Consider the following 20,386-nt stretch of genomic DNA (forward strand, 5'->3'; position numbering starts at 1 on the left):
TCCTCGTCAACGCCAATGCTACTCTTTCGAATCCAACACCGGCCCATCGACTTTCGTAACCGGTTTGCCGGCGCCCTTAGCAACCATCGTCCAGACTCGTGATAACGGACCGGACATGGCATAGCCACCGAATGCCACGAACAGCATAGCCTGAGGCCACGCGACAATCAACATCAACGCCAGAATGCCCCAGACTAGATACGTAAAGTGATCACCTCGCCGGAATTTGAGATCCTTGAAACTGCGATACTTGATCGTACTGACCATCAAGAACGCCAGGGCAAACGTAATCACCAAGATGAGCAGCGGTTTGACTTCCGAGCCCAACTGAGTGATATGCAAGTCAAAGATCACCAGCGAGGCAATCACCCCGGCCGCCGCTGGGATGGCCAAGCCAGTGAAGTATTTGCTGTCGGAGTTGCTCACCGTGGCGTTAAATCGAGCCAGCCGGACCGCACCCATGGCGACATAGGCGAACATCACCGCCACACCGAACATGCCCTGTCCGCTCAACGCGTATGAATAGATCAATAGCCCCGGAGCGACACCGAACGACACGACATCGGACAGAGAGTCGTACTCGATGCCGAACTGCCCGGTGCTGTTCGTCAACCGCGCCAGCTTTCCGTCCAGCATGTCGAAGATCATGCCAACCAGGATGGCAATGGCGGCCGACAGATGCTGCCCGTTAAATACCGACAGGATCGCAAACACACCGCAGAAGAGATTCCCCGTGGTACAGAGGTTGGGGATCAGGTACATCGCCTGCCGCTTCCGATTCCCCCTCGCGAACGGAGGTTTCATAGTTGGTGATTTCATCGGAGTTCCCCCACGATGGTTTCGCCCCCCTTGACCCGGTCGCCGATCGACACACAAATCTTCGAACCCAGCGGAAGGAACGTGTCCATCCGCGAACCGAACCTGATCAGTCCAAACCGTTCGCCGCGCTGCACGCGGTCACCCTGCCCGACCCAGCAAACGATCCGGCGAGCAATTAACCCGGCTACCTGCACGCAGAGAACCTTGGCACCGGACTCAGTCTTCAGCATCACGGCATTCTGTTCATTACGGAGCGTCGCCTCCGGCTTACTTGCAACGAGAAACTGTCCGGGCTGATAACTCACTCCCTCGACGGTTCCGGCGCAAGGCATTCGGTTCACATGCACGTCGAACACGTTCAGAAACACCGTCACGCGGATGCTTTTTTCCTTCAAATACCGCGGTTCGAACTCTTCCTCGATCGCAATGACCTTACCGTCTCCGGACGACACCACCACATTCGGCTGCTGCGGGATGGTGCGACTCGGGTTTCGAAAGAACCACCCGGTGAACAGCAGGAACCCGCCGCTCACCACCGCGGGAATAGTCCAGCCTCCCAGCACACACAGCAGGGTCGAACCAGCAAGACCGCCGACAAACGGCAATCCTTCTTTCACGATCGGGATCCCGACCGCTCGATCAGCCATACACCTCCAGGCCCTTCACCATGCTACCACGAGGAGCCTGGCCACAGGGTTAGTTTTTGTTCTTATCGACGAGTTGATCCTTCTTGAGCCAGGGCATCATGGACCGAAGTCGGGAACCGACTTCTTCGATTGGATGACCTTCGCCCTTTTTCAGCAGAGCATTGTAGACCGGCCGATTGGCCTGATTCTCAAGCACCCATTCCCTAGCAAACTGCCCGCTCTGAATCTCGCCCAGGATCTTCTTCATCTCCTGCTTGGTCTCATCGGTCACGACGCGCGGGCCACGAGTAATGTCGCCGTATTTCGCCGTTGTGCTGATCGAATAGCGCATGTTGGCAATGCCGCCCTGGTAGATCAGATCCACGATCAGCTTCACCTCGTGCAAACACTCGAAGTAGGCCATTTCCGGCGAGTACCCCGCCTCGACCAGGGTCTCGAACCCGGCCTGAATCAATGAGGTCAACCCACCGCACAGCACCGCCTGTTCACCGAACAGGTCCGTTTCCGTCTCTTCTTTGAAATTGGTCTCAATGATCCCGGCCCGCCCGCCGCCGACCGCGCTGGCATAGGCTAAGCCCACTTGGCGGGTATTACCGCTGGGATCCTGGTGCACAGCCAATAAGCAGGGCACGCCGCTGCCCTTGGTGTATTCGGACCGGACCAGATGACCTGGCCCTTTGGGCGCCACCATGAAGACATTGACATTCGCCGGCGGCACGATCTGGCCGAAATGGATATTGAACCCATGTCCGAAGGCCAGATAAGAACCAGGCTTCAGATTCGGCGCGATCTCCTGCCGATAAATCGCCGCCTGCGCTTCATCGGGCGCCAGGATCATAATGACATCGGAGGCCTTGACGGCATCAGCCACCGGCATGACCTTCAACCCGCTCGCTTCAGCCTTTTTCCATGAACTGCCTTCACGCAGACCCACGACGACAGTGGCGCCGCTTTCTTTGAGATTGAGCGAATGGGCATGGCCTTGGCTCCCATAGCCGATCACGGCCACTTTCTTTCCGCGAATGAGCTGTAAATCGGCGTCCTTGTCGTAATAGATCTTCATACATCACTCCTGAATATTCATAGGGCACATGGATGGAAACGACAGCTGCACAGAGAGGATGCGCGCTATTCGCGTGCGAGCTTCTTAGGTTGGCTGACGGCCGGCCGGATCGCCTCACGCGCAATTGCCACCCGCCCCGTCCGAATCAGCTCCTTGATACCGAGCGGCTGAAGCAGGTTGATGATGGCCTCGAGTTTTTTGGGGTCACCGGTGACCTCGATGGTATAGGTCGACGGCGTCGAGTCGATCACGTTGGCCCGAAAAATATCGGCGATTCGCAGCGCTTCGGCACGATCCTCTGCCTTCGTATGCACCTTGATCAACGCCGTCTCCCGTGAAACGAAGTCGCTTTCATTGAGGTCCACGACCTTGATCACATCGATCAGCTTATTGAGCTGTTTGACGATTTGCTCCACGATCCGCTCATCTCCGGACGTGACAATCGTCATCTGCGACATCGAGGGATCGAGGGTCGGAGCAACGGACAGACTCTCGATATTGAACCCGCGTCCGCTGAACAATCCCGCCACGCGGGACAACACACCAAATTTATTCTCTACGGTGACTGAGATAATATGTTCCATGGCATTCCCACGAGCGCACACCCGGTAGCCTCGGAGCGTCCACCCCAAAGCGGCCGTCTCTCCGGTCATCAATGATACACGGCACTACCGGCCAGCAGCCCCTTCTCCTACGCGGTCAGAATGGTATCTTTATTTTCGTCGGACCCGACACTGGGTCCACCTGCCATTCGTTGTTTTAATTCCGGCGGATCTTCGAGAATCATCTCGTGATTGCAACCGCCGGCAGGAATCATCGGGTAACAGTTCTCGAAGGGATAGGTCGGGACGTCCACGATCACCGGCTTCTCAATACTGACGGCCTCTTTCAGCACCGCGTCGAGATCACCCAACTTGCTGGCGCGCAAACCAACCGCGCCATAGGCTTCGGCCAATTTCACAAAATCCGGCGTCGTCTCCAGATAACTGGAGGCATACCGCCCCTCGTAGAACAGGTCCTGCCACTGACGCACCATGCCATGGAACCGGTTGTTCAGGATGATGACCTTGACTGGCAGCTTCGACACCACGGCGGTGGCCATTTCCTGCATATTCATTTGGATGCTACCGTCTCCGGCAACGCAGAGCACCAGACGATCTCTAAACGCAGCCTGTGCGCCCATCGCCGCAGGGAGGCCGAACCCCATCGTGCCCAACCCACCCGAGGTCAACCAGCGATTCGGCCTGGCGAGCTTAAAGTATTGGGCCGTCCACATCTGATGTTGCCCGACGTCTGTCGCCACGATCGGGTCTCGATCCTTGGTCAATTCATACAGCCGCTTGACGACGTGTTGCGGCTTAATCGCACCATCGGGGTCTTGTTGGTAGGCGAGCGGGTGTGCCTGCTGCCACTCGCGGATTTGATCCCACCAGGGCTTGCGCAGATCTTTTTGATTGCCGTTCACCGTGGCTCGGAGAATCTGGTTCAACTCCCGCAACACGGCCTTGCAATCCCCCACGATCGGAATGTCGACATGGATGTTCTTTCGGATCGAGGTCGGGTCGATATCGATGTGAATCACCTTCGCGAACGGACAGAACTCCGACACCTTGCCCGTCACTCGATCATCGAAACGCGCCCCCACTGCAATGACCAGATCAGAATAGTGGACGGCCATGTTGGCGCAGTAAGTCCCATGCATGCCCATCATGCCCATCGACAAGGGATGTTCGCCGGGGAAGGCCCCGAGCCCCATCAGCGTCATGTCCACAGGAATCTGCGTCATCTCCGCCAATTCCAGCAGTTCCTTGGCCGCCTGGGAGAACACCACACCACCACCGACATAGAGAATCGGCTTCTTTGCCTTCATGATGGCTTCAGCGGCCTGCTTGATCTGCCACTTATTGCCCTCATACGTCGGGTTATAGCCGCGAATCGCCACGGAGCTGGGATAGGTGAACTCGGCTTTGGCCATGGACACGTCTTTCGGTATGTCCACCAGCACGGGCCCGGGACGCCCGGTCGTCGCAATGTAGAACGCTTCCTTGATGGTCGTGGCGAGGTCGTTCACATCTTTCACAAGGAAGTTGTACTTCGTGCAGGGTCGACTCAGGCCGATGTTATCCGCTTCCTGAAACGCATCATTTCCGATCAAACTCGTGGACACCTGCCCGCTGATACACACAAGCGGAACCGAATCCATATAGGCGTCGGCCAACGCGGTAATCACATTCGTCATGCCGGGTCCGGACGTCACTAAGCAGACACCGGCCTTCCCCGTGGCCTTGGCATACCCTTCCGCCATATGCCCGGCGCCCTGTTCGTGCCGGGTCAAGACGACCTCGATGTCCTTCTGCTGGTGCAGCATGTCGAAAATCTTCAGCACGACGCCACCCGGCAGAGCGAAAATCGTTTTCACGCCTTCCGCCTTTAAGCACTCGATGAGGATTTCAGCCCCTGTCAACTTCATATCAACCTCCCCTTCGCGCATCGAGGCGAAGGACGTGATGTCTGAACTAACAACACCGCCGCGCTACGACACATTCGCGACACAGACTGCTACGATCTTTCTGAAAAATCAACGGGTAAGATGGCGGATCGTATCACCAGCCCGCAAGTGAGGTCAAGAGAGCCGAGAAGCGGATTCTCTGCGCAACAGACTGGTCTCGATCACCGCCCCGTGTTATACGAACGTGCTCGCACTGTGGAGCCGACTCCCGATGAGCCCCATGCGCGTCACCATCATGTCCCGCCGAGAATGCCACTTGTGCCATGTGGTAGCCCGCGTGGCTGCCCAGGTGCAAAAGGATCTCGCCTTTCAACTGACCATCGTCGACGTCGACAACGACGAACACCTGCGTCTGCACTATGGTGATCGGATACCCGTGGTACTGCTGGACGACCGGGAAATTTTTTCCGGCAAAGTCACCGGGGGAGAGCTGCGCAAAGCGATAAAAAGGGCGCGTTGGAGAAACCCTATAAGCCGGATTCTGTCCCGCGTGAAGCTTGCGCTCACCCGGGGGTGATCATTTCTCTGGGACTCGAGTTACCTCAAGCCTCAAGCAACCTACCCGGAGACTTCGGCCGGGCCAGCCTTTCCGCTGAGCTCTACGAGCCCGCGGGCGTCTCCCTATTTGGTCTTGCTCCGGACGACGCTTACCGTGCCGTTGATGTCGCCATCACCGCGGTGGGCTCTTACCCCGCCGTTTCACCCTTACCTGAGCCGCCGGAAGAAACCAAGGTCTCCAACAGCGGCCATCGGCGGTTTGTTTTCTGTGGTGCTGGTGTCGGATCGCTCCGCCTGGATGTTATCCAGCGTCCTTGCCCTTGGAGTCCGGACTTTCCTCCCGCCGAGCCTGCTCGACGAGCGACCACCCGTGTCCCCCCAGCGCGCCAGTTCAGTATAAAGTTCGTAGGCCGAGCGATTCAAGCCACCGATCCTCGTGCCAACCTGAGCGTTCCCGCACAGTCTGCACGCAGCACGATCGCACCATTTCTCCACCGCTCTTAGTTCAACTACCGATCTGTCCATAAAATCCCCGCGCCAAGTGTTTCGCAATGCCGCCTCACGCCCTCCCCGACTCCAGCCTAGTTTTTGCACATGCCCTGATAGTTTTGCCCAGCTGTCGCGAGTGGTTCACCGGCTGCTGCCGGAGAGAAAGAAAGGAGGCCCCGTACCGACAATCCAACCCGACGCCTCAATGTCCTCCAGGCCAGAGACCATCCAGAGTCCCGAGTCATTACTATTCACTTCATGAACAGTTAGGAGAATGATGATGCGGACTCAAGCATCACTCTGGATGGTTTTTCTCAGCGCCCTGATCGTCACCAACGCCCTCGCAGACGACGAAAGCGTCGAAACTCGCATGCGCAAACTGGAGCAACGTCTGCAGGAACTCGAGCAGCACAATCGCCAACTTCAGCGAGCTCTTCCACCGGCCGAATCGCCCGAGTCGGACACCCCGCCCGATTCATCCGGGTCTCCGGCCGGCGCGGTCCTCCCGGATATCGCGCGGGATTCTCGGCAAAAAAAACAAGCGCCCCTTTCCTTTGGCACGTCCGGTTCCGGCACCATGATCTATGCCAAACCCTTCGTCAACGCCCCCAAAGCCTTTGTCGGCGGATACTTTGACCTACAATACCGCAATCACCGGAAGGACGTAATCGACAACGGCGCGGGCGCGGCCGGCAGCAATCCCGGCATCGGCAGTACGAACAGCTCGTTCGACCAGCAACGCTTCGTCCCGTTTATTTACGCCGACATTACGGAGCATGTGAAATTCGCCTCCGAGCTCGAAATCGAACACGGCATCCGCGAAGGAACCGAGACCGAGGTCAGCCTGGAGTTCGCCCACGTCGACTACCTTATCCATGAGCCGATCAACCTCCGCGCGGGCATCATTCTCTTACCCGTAGGCAAGTTCAATCTCTTGCACGACTCTCCCTTGAACGATCTCACGGATCGCCCGCTGGTCAACCAACTCATCATCCCGACCACCATGTCCGAGGCCGGCGCCGGCTTCTACGGCACGTTCTATCCGGGTCGTTCCGGCAAGATGGATTATGAGTTTTATGTCACGCAAGGGCCGAACGGCTATCAACCGGATGGGACGGCCAGGATCGGAGAGGCCAGTGGATTGAAGAACTCTCGGCAGCGCAAATCTTTAACGGACGACGGATTCGACAACAACCGCGGCAAGGCCGTGGTCGGACGAGTAGCCTACAGTCCGGTGCTCGGAGTCGAAATCGCCGGATCCGGATACCATGGCACCTATGATCCGGAGAGCAAACGATCGCTGTCGATCTTCGTACTGGATTGGACACTGCAGCGAGGCCCCTTTGAACTGATCGGCGAAGCCGCATGGGCCTATGTGAAGAACAATTCCCGGAATCTGGACGGCAGTCCGGCCATCGATCCCGACACAGGACGCCTGCGCCCGCAGCGGATGAATGGGTATTACATCCAGGGGAATTATCACTTTATGCCGGAGATGCTGCGACGGATGTTGCCGCGACGTTTTTCGGAGGGATCCACCCTGACAGCGGTGGTCCGGTGGGACAAGATCGACACCAACCGGGATGCCATCGGAGGATTCGGCGATCTCGAACAGCTGAGCCTCGGACTGAATTTCCGCCCGATCGAGGACACAGTGTTCAAGGTCTCGTATCAATTCGGCATGCGTGCGTTCAACCCCAATACCAGCCAGCGAATTCACGACGATGCGGTAGTGGTATCGGCTGCGACCTACTTCTAGATTATGCGGGGCATGCGTCTCGGCGTATGCCCCGACAACAGACCTACGGTGGATAGTGAAAGGTCGGACACATTAAGAGTCAGCGAAGCGCCGGCAATTCACTGTTCGGTGCAGGCGGCTTGGACTGGTAAATCGGCATGGCTTCGGCCATCCATTCTTCAAGCTGCTGAATTCTGGTTTCGTGGCTGGGGTGAGTGGACATGAATTCCGACGGAGATTTCCCTCCGGACAACTCACCCATTCTCTGCCACAAATGAATGGCCTCACGCGGGTCGTAACCGGCATCCGCCGCCAGTAATACGCCCACGTAGTCCGCCTCCGACTCGTGTTTCCGACTGAACGGGAGCAACACCCCGACCTGAGCTCCCAGACCCAAGGCCGCCATCCCCGCTTGGGAGACAACCGGATTGGCCCCACTCACCCCAAGCGCAATCCCGATCGCTTGCAGCGTGGTCTGCGCCAACGTGTTCTGACTCATGCGCTCTCCGCCATGGCGAGCCAACGCATGCACGACTTCATGGCCCATCACCGCCGCGAGTCCCGACTCCGTCTTCGCGACCGGAAAAATGCCGGTATAGACGGCGATTTTTCCACCCGGCAGGGCGAACGCGTTCATGGTCTTGTCATCCTTGATGACCGTCACTTCCCATTCAAACTGGTTGGCCATCTCACTGTATTTGGATCGTTTGGCGGCCTCGATCACTCGCGCGGCCACCCGCTTGACTGGCTCAATCTCACGCGGATCGGTCGACGCCTTCATGTTAGGGTCGCTCTTGACCTCGGCATAGGCCTGCGCCCCCATCTGCACTTCCTGCGACATCGGCATCATCATGAGCTGCCATCGTCCGGTGTACGGATTGCTTTGGCAGCCCGTCGTCGCCAGCATAATCACGATGCAGAGCAGGAACCACTGCCCCCTGGATGATGCTCCGGGTTGCCACCGAGTACTCTGATGCCGTTCACATGCCATCACACGCCTCCGCAAATTGACCAGCTTGGTGAGCTCTGTTAGATTACCGCTCCGCCCCACCCGTTTCCACTGGGAGTTTCACCGAGTGCCGGCCACCACGACGCTCTCATCACTCAACCGCATCGGGATCGACGAGTCCGGCAAGGGAGACTACTTCGGACCACTGGTGATTGCTGCCGTTTTCGTCACGCCGGCGTCAGAGCAGGACCTGGCCCTCATGCAGGTGCGAGACAGCAAAAAAATCGCGGACGGACGGATTTTGGAAATGGCGCCCGACATCCGGCTGCTCTGTCCGCACAGCATCGTCGCCATTGGGCCACAACGGTACAACGAGCTCTACGCCAAAATCAAAAACTTGAATCGTCTCCTGGCCTGGGGCCACGCACGAGCACTCGAAAATTTGCTCCAGCAGGTCGACTGCGAACTCGCCATCGCCGATCAGTTCGGCGACGAACGGTTGATTCTTACCGCGCTGCAGGAGAAAGGAAAACAGATACGGCTGGTCCAACGGACGAAAGCGGAGTCGGATTTGGCGGTCGCGGCAGCGTCGATTCTCGCCCGTGCGGATTTTTTGTTGAGACTACAGCGACTGTCACAGGAAGTGAACACGACGCTGCCGAAAGGCGCATCAGCATCAGTGGAGCTGGCGGGACGCATGGTCGTGAAGAAATACGGACGCGACCGATTGGGAACTGTCGCGAAACTGCACTTCAAAACCACACAACAGGTGCTGGCTGAGGCCTAGCGCCAGGCGACACCGCTGGGCACACGACATGCTGCTGTGATTCGATGCCAGAAGCCTGTGGGTACCAGGGTCGGTAGGGCGGGGCAGAATACCTGCTAGACGGATTCACCGACTTCAAGATCTTTAGCCTGGTCCTGCGCCAAGGGCGGCTTCTCCGCAAGCCCAGGTTCGCCTTCCCAATACAACATCCTGTAGCAATATGGGCAAGTATGCACGTCTTCTCCACGCTTCACCTGAGACACGAGCTGCGGGGGCAATTGCAACCGACACCCGACGCAGATGCCGTCCTTGACCAGCACCAGGGCCGGCTCCTTTCGCATGGCCTTCAGCTTCTTGTACCGCGCGAAAAGCGCTTTCTCAACCTGCCCCGCCGACTGCGCCTGCTTCGACTCCAATTCGGCCAGTTCAGCTGCAAGCACGCGATCCTTCTCGTCCCACACAGCCTTCTCCTTGATGAAGAGCGCCTCCGACTCTTTCAGCTGTGCCTGGGCCGCGGTGATGGTCCGTTGCGTCTGCTCGATCTGCTCCATCACCAGCAAGATCTTCTCCTCGAACTCACCCCGCTTCTTATTCGCCAACTCCACTTCGAAGAGATGCGCCTGATACTCCTGATTGGTCTTCAACTGAGCGGCACGGTCCTTCATTTTGCCGATCCGGTCTTCATGCGCCTCAAGGTCCTTCTCGTGGCTGCGGCGCTCCTTGTTCAACGCGTCGACCGACGTTGAAGCCTCTTGCAACACCTGCTTCACTTCGCGAACCGGAGCCTGGCTCGCCTCAAGACGTTCCGGTATTCTTCGCCGCTGTTCTTTTAAATCAGCAATGCGGAGGTCGAGCTTCTGCAGTTCAATGAGGGGAGAAAGCTGTAAATTCACGGGCTCCTTGGGGTAGTCTGAGGGTAGCGCCGCGCCGACGCCCCTCGCAATGAAACAACCGGAAGATGCTCAGACTGGTGGGCCCACTAGGACTTGAACCTAGGACCAGCTGATTATGAGTCAGCCGCTCTAACCACCTGAGCTATGGGCCCAACCCTGCCGGCCACTCGGCAAGCTCAGCTCGCGTCATGGCACCATTGGTTCGAGCGGCACGATTCTAGGCTGCCGATACCGCAGAGTCAAACGCGACTCGGGCCCCGGCGCTAGAGACTTTCGACAAAACTGCGCAATTTCTTGCTCCGGCTCGGATGCCTCAGTTTGCGCAAGGCCTTCGCTTCAATCTGCCGGATCCGCTCACGCGTCACCTCGAAATCCTGCCCCACTTCCTCCAGCGTATGATCGGTGGCTTCGCCGATACCGAACCGCTTGCGCAGAACCTTCTCCTCACGCGGCGTCAGGGTCTCCAGCGCCCCATTGATCTGACGCTGCAAGTCGTACCGGATCGCAGCCTCCAACGGGGACACGGCTTTCTTGTCCTCGATAAAGTCGCCCAGATGGCTGTCCTCTTCCTCTCCGATCGGAGTTTCGAGGGAAATCGGCTCGCGCGCGATTTTCAGAATCTTCCGCACTTTATCAAGCGGTAAGTCCATCCGCTCCGCGATCTCTTCCGGCGTCGGTTCGCGCCCGAGCTTCTGCACCAAGTGCCGGGAAGTCCTGATCAGCTTGTTGATCGTCTCGATCATATGAACCGGGATGCGGATGGTTCGCGCCTGGTCGGCAATCGCACGGGTAATCGCCTGCCGAATCCACCAGGTGGCATACGTGCTGAACTTGTAGCCACGCTTATATTCGAATTTGTCGACCGCTTTCATCAGCCCGATATTGCCTTCCTGAATCAAATCCAGGAACTGCAACCCGCGATTCGTGTACTTTTTTGCGATACTGACGACCAACCGCAAATTGGCCTCGACCAATTCCGCCTTCCCGCGTTTGACCTTTTCCTCCGCCACATCCAGATGCTTGACCGCATCCTTGATCTCTTCGGCCGAAATCAGTGCTTCTTCTTCCTCCAACTGACGGATGCGACCCTTTGCAGCCTGATAATGCTTCTTGATGTCTTGCAGGACCTCTTCGGAGAGACCGGTTCTCCGTTTGACGGCCAGCACATCCTTATGGGTTCGACACAACTTTCTCAGCAACTCTGCGCCGGCTTCGCCGCCGACACCCAAACGCCGCTGGCAGCTCGTCACTTCACGCTCCGCCTGGCGGAACAGCAGATTAAGGTCGCGCACCCGCTGGGTCATCCGATCCTTCAGGACGCCATGGAGGTTGACTGACTCCATCTTATCCACGACCTGTCCACGCACCGTATCAATCTGCTTGCGAAGCTTCTTCAGCTTCTCGGGGTCGGCGCCGACATGGCGGGCCTTGTCATACAAGTCTTTCAATGAGGCCGACACCTTACGCACCGCGTTCAAGGAGTCCAGCGTCTTGACCCGTAGCTCCTCATAGTCCTTTTCGACGGCTTCTTCTTCAAAGTCTTCTTCCGTCTCAACAACCGGCACAATCTCCCGCACATCAATCTTGCCGTTCTTCAGTTGATCACGCAGATTGAGGACGAACTCCAGGGTCATCGGCAGGCCATAGACGACCGTCGCAATGTCCTTTTTTCCCTCCTCGATCCGCTTGGCGATCTCGATCTCGCCCTCGCGGCTCAGCAGCGCCACACTGCCCATCTCTTTGAGATACAGACGGACCGGGTCATCGGTGCGGCTCAGTGCCCCCGGGGTGAGGTCGATCTCTTTCTCGTTCTCCTCCGATGAGTCCGCCTCTTCGCTTTCCTCGATGGTGTCATCGCTCTCCGCAGCTTTTGGGGCACGTTCGGTTTCGGCGGACTCCACAATTTCAATGTCCATCTCACCGAACATCGTCATGATCGTGCTGAACTGATCCGACGAGACGACATCCGCCGGCAACGTACTGTTGAGATCGTCGTATGTGAGGAAGCCCTTTTCCTTGCCCAGATTAATGAGCTTCTTCACCTCGCCGAGTAATTCTTGTTTCGGCATACCTACTCCTTCACCGCAGACGTCAGCGCAACCGGCGCCACGCCGGCTTTCCGAATCCGCATATCGTTAATCAATCTGTTCAGGCGATGCACGTCATCTTCCCTTCGCTCTCGCTCCGCAGCCTTCAACTCCTGAATCAAGGCACCCATGGTCCGCTCCCGGCCTCGTCGTTCCAACGTCTCCAAACACCCGGCGATATGTGCCGGAACATCATCATAATGTTGCTCCAGCATCGACAGTTCAGAAATCAGCGTGCCGCACTCTTCATCATGGATGAGCGCATCGAGGAGATCACGCACCGACACGCGGCCATCCTGTCCCAGATGCTGCATCGCACAGTGAATCAGCCGGCGATACGCCGGAACCGAGAAGGCCTCCGGGGACAACTTTCCCAGGTCCTCGGCCGATAAACTCCCCTGCACCAGCAAGTGCACCAGGTCACGCTCCTCGGGATTTCCCTTCAGCTTGGAGGGCCCAGCCGGGGACGGAACCTTCGCCTCTCGTTCAGGGCGGCGCTGCTCCTGAGCCGCCAGGGTGGGATACCGATCGATCAACCGTTGCTGACTCAACCCCAGGCGTTCCGCCACCAGACGAATCCGCTCTTCCCGTTCGATGGGATGTGCGCTTTTCTGGAGGATACGTAATACCGCGTCCACGGCACGAATCCGATCCTCAACGGTGCCGGCCTCTGCAGTCCGCAAACTGTGCTCCACCGCAAAATCCAATAGGCTGGGGGCCGTCTGATGCAGCGCCGTAAACCCCTCAGCGCCATATTTCCGGACATAGGTGTCAGGATCTTCACCTTCCGGCAACGACACCACCTTGACGCTGAGCCCGCTGTTGACGAACAAATCCAGTGTCCGCAGGGCAGCTCTGACTCCCGCCTGATCCGGATCGAACAACAGTACGACATTCGACGCGAACCGCCTGATCACGGCAATATGCTCAGGGGTCAAGGCGGTACCCAACGTGGCCGCGACATGGCGGATCCCGGCCTGATGGAGGGCCACCGCATCGAAATAACCTTCGACGATGATCAGCGTCTGCTGCTGCCCTGCCGCATCACGAGCCGCCTCCAAGGCAAACAGTGTGTGTCCCTTCTTAAACAAGGGCGTTTCAGGCGAATTCAGATATTTGGGCGTCCCCTCCCCTACAATACGCCCGCCGAAGGCCACGATGCGCTTCCGCAAATCGACGATAGGAAACATCACGCGGGAGCGGAAACGATCGTAATGCCCGGACGCTCCGGTTTTCGGCGCACTGCCCTGATCCCGGGGAAGTGAAAGCCCGGCAGCAACAAGATCCGCCGCGACGAACCCCTCCTTGAGCATGGCCTTAGTCAATCCGTCCCATTCGGGCGGAGCAAACCCGATCTTGAACTGCTCGGACGTGTTGAGCTGTATGCCACGGCTTTCGAGATAGACGCGAGCCTGGGCTCCCGCCGCACCCTCCACCAGCATCCGTCGATACCAGGCCCCGGCTGCCGCGTTCAATCGTTCCAATCGACCAAGCTGTGCGCGTACTTCATTGGAATATCCACCGCTCGATTCCGGAACATCGACCCCCACCTTGCGCCCCAGATCTCGCACAATTTCGGGGAAAGCCGCCCCGGTCAGTTTCATGAGGAATGTGTAGACATTGCCCCCGGCCCCGCAGCCGAAACAATGGAAGATCTGTCGCGAAGAACTGACTGTGAAGGAGGGAGACTTCTCTTGATGGAACGGACAGAGGCCCTTAAGATTCTGCCCGGCCCGCGTCAATGCCACATGTTGGCCCACGATCTCCGCGATGTCCACTCGGTCTCTGATTTGGTTGATGACGTCGTCCGAAATCAGGCCTTGGCCCACGGCGGTCCTCGCTAGTGCCCGCAGGGATCCCACCGGTCGGATACCCAGTTGGATGCCTTTGACGCGATTGAAAGTTGACCGTTCACCCTAACAAACGGTCCCCACAAGTGTCAATCGAGTTGGCGAACCGCTTACCCCGGAGGCCAGCCCATAGGCCTTCCGCCGAGCACATGCAGGTGGAGATGAAACACGGTCTGTCCACTGTCCGCCCCCGTGTTAGTGACGATACGATAGCCGGATCCGTTCAGCTTCCGAGCCCGCGCCACCTCCGCACAGGTCAACAGGAGCTTCCCCAGCAATGCCTGATCGCCGTCTGCACAATCCTGGACTGCCGCGACATGTCGTTTGGGGATCACCAGGATGTGGACGGGGGCCTGGGCATTGATGTCTTCGAACGCCAGCACCTGGTCATCCTGATGGACAATCTTTGCCGGAATCGTACCGGCCACAATGCGACAGAAAATGCAGTTATCCACCTGCTCTCCCTCCCGGCTCCGGCCTGATCCCAGACTTCCCGAACCGGGAGCCTAACTCACGATACACATCGCCAAGCGTCACATCGTGATAGCCCAACACGAGAAGCGTGTGAAAGAGCAGGTCGGCGGTTTCGTAGACGATCTCCTCTCGCTTCCCGTTCTTGGCAGCGATGATCACTTCACCCGCCTCTTCGGCCACTTTCTTCAAAATCCGGTCAGCCCCGCCCTGCAGCAGCTTCGAGACATATGAATCAGGCTGTGGGGTGGCCTTCCGCTCCAGGATAGTCTGGTAAATGCGCTCCAGGATCCCTCCACCGGCATCCTGAGTCTTCGTCTCACCGGCTTGCCCCTGCTCTGTCATCCTGGCAAAAAAACAGGCGCGCTCACCGGTATGACAGGTTGGCCCAACCGGTTCCACCTTCACAAGGATGGTGTCATGATCACAATCGACAAAGAGATCTTTCACCCGCAGCACATGGCCGGACGACTCCCCTTTCTGCCACAACGTTTGGCGTGAGCGACTCCAAAAGTGAACAAACCTCGTCTCCAGCGTCTTGGTGATGGCCTGCTGGTTCATGAAACCCACCATCAAGACGGTCCCATCCAGCCAATCTTGAATCACGGCAGGAAGCAGCCCCTGCCTGTCAAACGTCAAATCCCGACGGTCCTGTGTCATCACGCCTGCTCCTGCGGGACGACCCCGAGCCGGACGGGCACGCCGCGTTCCCGCAAATAGGCCTTGGCCTGCTGAATCGTATGCGTTCGGTAGTGGAATATCGAGGCAGCCAACACGGCATCGGCCTTTCCCTTGACCAGCCCATCGTACAAATGCTCCAAGGTTCCTACCCCTCCCGAGGCGATCACCGGAATCGTGAGGCGCTCGGACACCGCGGCCGTCAACGCCAAATCGTACCCATTTTGCCGACCGTCTTGATCCATGCTGGTCAGCAGAATCTCCCCGGCGCCATATCCTTCCATGCGCTGAGCCCATTCCACTGCATCCAACCCGGTAGCCTTCCGCCCGCCATGTGTATACACCTGCCACTGTCCGCCGGACTCATTCCGTTTGGCATCGATGGCCACCACGATGCACTGCGTGCCGAACCGTTGCGCCGCCTCACGTACAAATTCCGGCTGCTGAACAGCCGTGGTGTTGATACTCACTTTGTCGGCCCCGGCATTGAGTAATGCACGAATGTCGTCCAGTGTGCGCACACCGCCGCCCACCGTGACCGGCATGAAAACCTGGGCAGCCGTCTGCTCCACCACGCCAATAATAGTTTTGCGATTTTCGTGTGAGGCCGTAATATCCAGGAAGCACAATTCGTCCGCCCCTTCACGGTCGTAAATGGTGGCCACCTCCACGGGATCCCCGGCATCGCGCAAATTCACAAAGCTCACGCCCTTGACGACCCGACCATCCTTGACGTCCAGACATGGAATGATGCGCTTGGTCAACATATGAATGTGTGACGCGTGAAACGTGAAACGTGAAACGAACCGGTTCTCTCTCCAACCCTCACAGAAAATCCTCAACGATTCCGGATGGCTGCAACCGCCGCCGCGTAGTCCAACTTACCATCATACAGCGCTTTCCCGACAATGGCCCCCTCGACACGCGGACCAAGCGCCTGCACCGCCTGCAAATCCTCCACCCGCGTGATGCCGCCTGAGGCAATGACTGGCAATGAGGAACTCTCCACGACCTCCCGCAGCGCCGCCAGATTCGGCCCACTCAACATGCCGTCGCGTGCAATATCCGTATAGATGACGGCACCCAGCTCATGGGCGGCAAGCTCCTTGAGTAGGTCGATGGCCCTGGTCTCCGACACCGTGGTCCACCCTTTCACCGCCACCTTGCCGTCTCGCGCATCAAGTCCCAGGAGAATCCGGCGAGGAAATTCACGACAAGCCTGCGCGAGAAATGCTCGATCAGTGAGGGCGGCCGTCCCGAGCACCACTCGCGCCACTCCCGCTTGAAGATATGTCCTGACCGTCTCGATGGTTCTGATGCCACCTCCGACTTGCACCTTCACACTCACCGTCTTCATCACCGCTTGGATTTGAGACAGGTTCTTCGGTTCACCATCGACTGCGCCATTGAGATCGACGACATGAATGAGGTCGGCCCCCTGTTCCTGCCACCGTCGCGCGACCGAAGGTACGTCCTCCGAATACACGGTTTCCGCCGCCATATCACCCTGCCGCAACCGCACGCAACGCCCGTCCTTCAGATCAATCGCCGGAATCACACGCATGCATTCACCTGCCACAAATCCACTATGGAGTCCCCCCGGCCGCCCCACCGTAGGGGAAGACCTCCGCCAATTCGGAAGCCCCATACGCCGCCAACTCATCCGCAGTCACAAATCCACCGGATCGCTGAATGAAGCCGATAAAATCTTCTGTCATAGGCCGCTGTTTTTCGTAATAATTACCTTCCCACAAGACCATCCCGTCTGGTGCCACCAGCTTCACTTCGAACCCCACAGCGGCGGGTGGATCCGCTCCCAGCCGGCTCCCCACACGCTCTTGATAGACCAGCACCTTCCCAATTAATGCCGCATCGGCCCCCAGACGCTGAGCGATTTTATGAGCGGGGGGCGCCTCAGCCGCAGCCCCGCCGGAAAGGTCTCGCGCCGCGGACCTCGCGTCGTTGGGAGAGAGCACGCGCAAGCCTGGCTTGGCCTTCAGTTTCGCCCACAACAACTCGGTAATTTTTTCGCCGGCGGCCGGTGGGACGACCTGCGTCCGGCGGACATATTGATCGGTCGCCAGTGAGCCACTTGCCGCCATGTCAGACCGTCGCGCTCCGGAAGGCACCGAAAATGCGGGACCGCCGGCATCAACAATCTGAGGCGTCGCGATGGTATCGAACGGAATCAGGACGATTGTACGGACCGGATATTTCCCTGCTTGAGCAGAAATCTTGGTCGTCACCTTCGTCCCGCTGCAGCCGACGATGAGTAGGGCGGTCAGCAACGCCGGCAGACAGCGAAACACCCGCGCGCTCACGTCCAGGCACCGAAATTCTTGATGAGCTGCAGGCCGACTGCTTGGCTTTTTTCGGGATGGAACTGGCAGGCGACCACGTTGTCTTTCCATACCGCCGAGACGAACGGCTTTCCATATTCAGTCACGGTTGCGATGATCGTCGAATCCACAGGTTCGACATAGTAGGAGTGCACGAAGTAGTAGTAGCTGCCTGGCGCAATACCTACCAATGGAGGCGCGGGCCGGACGACCTGAATTTCATTCCACCCCATATGCGGAACTTTCAGGGAGGGATCCAGCGAAAATTTTTTGACGCGGCCGGGAATGAGGCCAAGCCCCTTGTGGGTTCCGAACTCTTCGCTCTCCGTGAACAGCAGCTGGAGTCCCAGGCAAATGCCCAGAAACGGTTTACCCGACTGGATCGCGACCTGAATGGGGGTGATTAATTCATACCGTTCGAGATTCGCCATGCAATCCCCGAACGCTCCCACACCAGGCAACACGACATGACTGGCATTCGCAATGGCTCGAGGCTCACGCGTCACCACGGCCTGATGCCCCACGGCTTCGAAGGCCTTGAAGACGCTCCGCAAATTACCCATGCCGTAATCAATGATGGCAATCATGATGACGCTCGAAGATCCGCAATGAGGGACCGCCGACCACGCAATGGTGGCCCACACCGACCCCACCAGCGGGAGCTAGAGGCTTCCCTTCGTCGATAGGACCGTCCCCAACAACCGCTCTTCCACCATGGTGGCTTGATCCAACGCCCGAGCCAGCGCTTTGAAGATGGCTTCCATGATGTGATGGGGATTGCGCCCATACTGGAGATTGACGTGAAGATTCAACCCACCATGGGTCACGAACGCCTGAAAAAAGTCCTCGAACAGGCCTAGGTCGAACGTTTTGATCTTCCGGTCCGGCAAGTTCACGTTGTACACCAGGTATGGGCGCCCACTGAGATCCACCGTCACCTGAGCGAGTGTTTCATCCAAGGGCACTGAGGCCCACCCGAACCGCTTGATTCCTGCCTTCTCCCCCAAGGCCTGATGCAGCGCCTTGCCCATCGTGATGCCGACGTCTTCCACCGTGTGGTGCTCGTCGATGTCGATATCACCCTTAGCTTGAACCGTGAGATCGAAGAATCCATGCTTGGCTAACAGCTCCAGCATGTGATCGAAAAACCGGATAGAGGTGTCGATCTGTCCACGCCCGCTCCCGTCCAGCACCCACTCGACGCGGATATCGGTTTCCTTCGTGGCACGATGAAGCGCAGCTTGTCTCGGAGCGCCGGTCTTTTTCATGAGAACCTGCTTAGGGCTGATTTCGCGTGCGCATCGAAGCCTTCGATGTGCGCCAGTCGGACGATGTGATCCTTGGCTTTCGTCAATTCTTCCCTTGTGTAATGCACGATATTGCTGACCTTCACGTAGTCATTGACGGAGAGCGGAGAGAAGAAACGCGCCGTCGCGCCGGTCGGCAACACGTGATTAGGGCCTGCCACGTAATCCGCCACGGCGGGTGGAGTGTATCGCCCCAGGAACAGCGCTCCGGCGTGGCGAACCTGTTCCAGATAGTCAAAGGGTCGATCGACCGACAACGTGAGATGTTCGGGAGCGATCTGATTCGCCACCTCGATGGCGTCGCCCATGGTGGGAACCACGAACGCAGCAAAATGTCGAGCGATCGACTTGGCAGCGATTTTTTCCCGTTGCAACCCCTTCAGCTGCAGCTGAATCAACCGTACGACTTCTTTCGCCAAGGATGCCGAGGTCGTCACGAGGTATACCTGTGCATCCTCGTCATGTTCGGCCTCGCAAAGTAAGTCCGCCGCGACGTGCGCCGGCTTCGCGTCGTCATCCGCCACGACCAGCAGCTCACTGGGACCGGCCACCATATCGATGCCCACAGTGCCATACAGCAGCCGCTTGGCGGTCGCGACATACATATTGCCGGGACCCACAATCTTATCCACCTTGGCAATCGTCTTTGTGCCGAAGGCCATCGCACCGATCGCTTGCACCCCACCGACCCGATAAATTTCGTCGACGCCGGCGATGTCGGCGGCAACCAGCAAATAGGGGTTGATCTCCCCCTTGGGGGTTGGCGTGCACATGACGATCCGGCGTACCCCGGCCACCTTTGCGGGAATAGCACACATAAGCACCGACGAGGGATAGACGGCCTTTCCGCCAGGTACGTATACGCCGACCGCATCAAGCGGCGTCACCGTCTGACCGAGCGTCGCAGTCTGCTCCTGATACATCCAGGTTTTGGTTCGCTGGCGTTCGTGAAACTGGCGTACCCGTTCCGCCGCATATCGGAGCGAGTCCCCTTCATCCTTGCGAATGTGATAGTACGCTTCCTTGACTTCCTCAGACGTCACACGCACCTGATCCAGCTTCAACGCGAGCCGGTCGAACTTCTTGGTATACCGCAGGACCGCCCGATCTCCACCACGCTCGACCGCTTGGAGAATCGCACGGACACTTTTTTCAACACTCGCCCCTTGCGAACGCGAACGGGTCGCAATTTTCCGCAATGCGTTGGCAAATCCCCGATCGGTACTCGCAAAAATGGTCATAACTTCCGTCCTGCCGCCGCACGCCAGACGTAACAACGGCAC

General features: G+C 58.1%; 19 protein-coding genes, 1 tRNA gene, 1 other RNA gene, 1 pseudogene and 1 other annotated feature (1 of these 23 running past the window's edge). Of the genes and pseudogenes, 3 read left to right on the forward strand and 19 right to left on the reverse strand.

Annotation, left to right across the window (positions count from 1 at the left end; genetic code table 11):
• Nucleotides 1-19 (reverse strand) — a binding site (T-box leader) (it extends 227 nt beyond the left edge of the window).
• The 5 genes from pssA to ilvB form a co-directional block, all read right to left on the reverse strand.
• The gene (pssA, locus tag KJA79_RS01375) at nt 19-804 is read right to left on the reverse strand and encodes a CDP-diacylglycerol--serine O-phosphatidyltransferase (protein ID WP_213040211.1); all 786 of its coding nucleotides are present in this window, start codon (nt 802-804) and stop codon (nt 19-21) included. (Overlaps the previous feature by 1 nt.)
• 11 nt (nt 805-815) lie before the next feature.
• Nucleotides 816-1,466: a phosphatidylserine decarboxylase family protein gene (locus KJA79_RS01380; protein WP_213040212.1), complete on the reverse strand. Its 651-nt coding sequence runs from the start codon at nt 1,464-1,466 to the stop codon at nt 816-818.
• 49 nt (nt 1,467-1,515) lie between these two features.
• Entirely contained in the window at nt 1,516-2,529 is a 1,014-nt protein-coding gene (gene ilvC / locus KJA79_RS01385; RefSeq protein WP_213040213.1) for a ketol-acid reductoisomerase, read from the reverse strand.
• Between the two features lie 65 nt (nt 2,530-2,594).
• Nucleotides 2,595-3,113 carry an acetolactate synthase small subunit gene (gene ilvN / locus KJA79_RS01390; RefSeq protein ID WP_213040214.1) on the reverse strand — a complete coding sequence of 173 codons (519 nt, stop codon included), beginning with the start codon at nt 3,111-3,113 and terminating at the stop codon, nt 2,595-2,597.
• Nucleotides 3,114-3,220: 107 nt separating this feature from the next.
• Nucleotides 3,221-4,999 (reverse strand): biosynthetic-type acetolactate synthase large subunit, encoded by a 1,779-nt coding sequence (gene ilvB / locus KJA79_RS01395; RefSeq protein WP_213040215.1) that lies wholly within the window; start codon nt 4,997-4,999, stop codon nt 3,221-3,223.
• Between the two features lie 274 nt (nt 5,000-5,273).
• Between ilvB and KJA79_RS23240 the strand changes: the two are divergent.
• Nucleotides 5,274-5,474, forward strand: a pseudogene (locus KJA79_RS23240) (glutaredoxin family protein); the annotation flags it as partial.
• Between the two features lie 18 nt (nt 5,475-5,492).
• On the opposite strand, the gene rnpB reads toward KJA79_RS23240, so the two are convergent.
• Nucleotides 5,493-5,916: RNase P RNA component class A (gene rnpB, locus KJA79_RS01405), an RNA gene on the reverse strand.
• Nucleotides 5,917-6,329: 413 nt separating this feature from the next.
• Here rnpB and KJA79_RS01410 point away from each other — a divergent pair.
• Nucleotides 6,330-7,784: a hypothetical protein gene (locus KJA79_RS01410; RefSeq protein ID WP_213040216.1), complete on the forward strand. Its 1,455-nt coding sequence runs from the start codon at nt 6,330-6,332 to the stop codon at nt 7,782-7,784.
• Between the two features lie 79 nt (nt 7,785-7,863).
• Here the strand turns inward: KJA79_RS01410 and KJA79_RS01415 are convergent, their stop codons facing one another.
• A complete protein-coding gene (locus tag KJA79_RS01415; protein WP_246507350.1) occupies nt 7,864-8,754 on the reverse strand; it encodes a M48 family metallopeptidase in 891 nt (296 codons plus the stop codon).
• 85 nt (nt 8,755-8,839) lie between these two features.
• On the opposite strand from KJA79_RS01415, the gene rnhC reads away from it, so the two are divergent.
• A complete protein-coding gene (gene rnhC / locus KJA79_RS01420) occupies nt 8,840-9,499 on the forward strand; it encodes a ribonuclease HIII (RefSeq protein WP_213040217.1) in 660 nt (219 codons plus the stop codon).
• A gap of 95 nt (nt 9,500-9,594) precedes the next feature.
• On the opposite strand, the gene KJA79_RS01425 is transcribed toward rnhC, so the two are convergent.
• The 12 genes from KJA79_RS01425 to hisD form a co-directional block, all read right to left on the reverse strand.
• Nucleotides 9,595-10,371, reverse strand: coding sequence for a zinc ribbon domain-containing protein (locus tag KJA79_RS01425; RefSeq protein WP_213040218.1), 777 nt, complete (start codon nt 10,369-10,371; stop codon nt 9,595-9,597).
• A 75-nt stretch (nt 10,372-10,446) separates the two neighbouring features.
• Nucleotides 10,447-10,523 (reverse strand) — tRNA-Ile (locus KJA79_RS01430).
• Between the two features lie 111 nt (nt 10,524-10,634).
• On the reverse strand, nt 10,635-12,440 hold the full coding sequence (gene rpoD / locus KJA79_RS01435; protein ID WP_213040219.1) for an RNA polymerase sigma factor RpoD: 1,806 nt from the start codon (nt 12,438-12,440) through the stop codon (nt 10,635-10,637).
• A gap of 2 nt (nt 12,441-12,442) precedes the next feature.
• Nucleotides 12,443-14,287, reverse strand: a complete 1,845-nt coding sequence (dnaG, locus tag KJA79_RS01440) for a DNA primase (protein WP_213040220.1) — start codon at nt 14,285-14,287, stop codon at nt 12,443-12,445.
• Between the two features lie 131 nt (nt 14,288-14,418).
• Nucleotides 14,419-14,763: a histidine triad nucleotide-binding protein gene (locus tag KJA79_RS01445; protein WP_213040221.1), complete on the reverse strand. Its 345-nt coding sequence runs from the start codon at nt 14,761-14,763 to the stop codon at nt 14,419-14,421.
• On the reverse strand, nt 14,756-15,439 hold the full coding sequence (gene hisIE, locus KJA79_RS01450) for a bifunctional phosphoribosyl-AMP cyclohydrolase/phosphoribosyl-ATP diphosphatase HisIE (protein ID WP_246507352.1): 684 nt from the start codon (nt 15,437-15,439) through the stop codon (nt 14,756-14,758). Before hisIE ends, KJA79_RS01445 begins: the two co-directional genes overlap by 8 nt.
• A complete protein-coding gene (hisF, locus tag KJA79_RS01455; RefSeq protein WP_213040222.1) occupies nt 15,439-16,224 on the reverse strand; it encodes an imidazole glycerol phosphate synthase subunit HisF in 786 nt (261 codons plus the stop codon). Before hisF ends, hisIE begins: the two co-directional genes overlap by 1 nt.
• A 71-nt stretch (nt 16,225-16,295) precedes the next feature.
• Nucleotides 16,296-17,021 (reverse strand): 1-(5-phosphoribosyl)-5-[(5-phosphoribosylamino)methylideneamino]imidazole-4-carboxamide isomerase, encoded by a 726-nt coding sequence (gene hisA / locus KJA79_RS01460; protein ID WP_213040223.1) that lies wholly within the window; start codon nt 17,019-17,021, stop codon nt 16,296-16,298.
• A gap of 22 nt (nt 17,022-17,043) precedes the next feature.
• Entirely contained in the window at nt 17,044-17,778 is a 735-nt protein-coding gene (locus KJA79_RS01465; protein ID WP_213040224.1) for a hypothetical protein, read from the reverse strand.
• Nucleotides 17,775-18,383 (reverse strand): imidazole glycerol phosphate synthase subunit HisH, encoded by a 609-nt coding sequence (hisH, locus tag KJA79_RS01470; protein ID WP_213040225.1) that lies wholly within the window; start codon nt 18,381-18,383, stop codon nt 17,775-17,777. Before hisH ends, KJA79_RS01465 begins: the two co-directional genes overlap by 4 nt.
• Nucleotides 18,384-18,458: 75 nt before the next feature.
• Nucleotides 18,459-19,064, reverse strand: a complete 606-nt coding sequence (gene hisB / locus KJA79_RS01475; protein WP_213040226.1) for an imidazoleglycerol-phosphate dehydratase HisB — start codon at nt 19,062-19,064, stop codon at nt 18,459-18,461.
• On the reverse strand, nt 19,061-20,344 hold the full coding sequence (gene hisD / locus KJA79_RS01480) for a histidinol dehydrogenase (RefSeq protein WP_213040227.1): 1,284 nt from the start codon (nt 20,342-20,344) through the stop codon (nt 19,061-19,063). Before hisD ends, hisB begins: the two co-directional genes overlap by 4 nt.
• Nucleotides 20,345-20,386 lie beyond the last annotated feature (42 nt).

It is taken from the genome of Nitrospira defluvii (assembly GCF_905220995.1).
Taxonomy (GTDB): domain Bacteria; phylum Nitrospirota; class Nitrospiria; order Nitrospirales; family Nitrospiraceae; genus Nitrospira_A; species Nitrospira_A defluvii_C.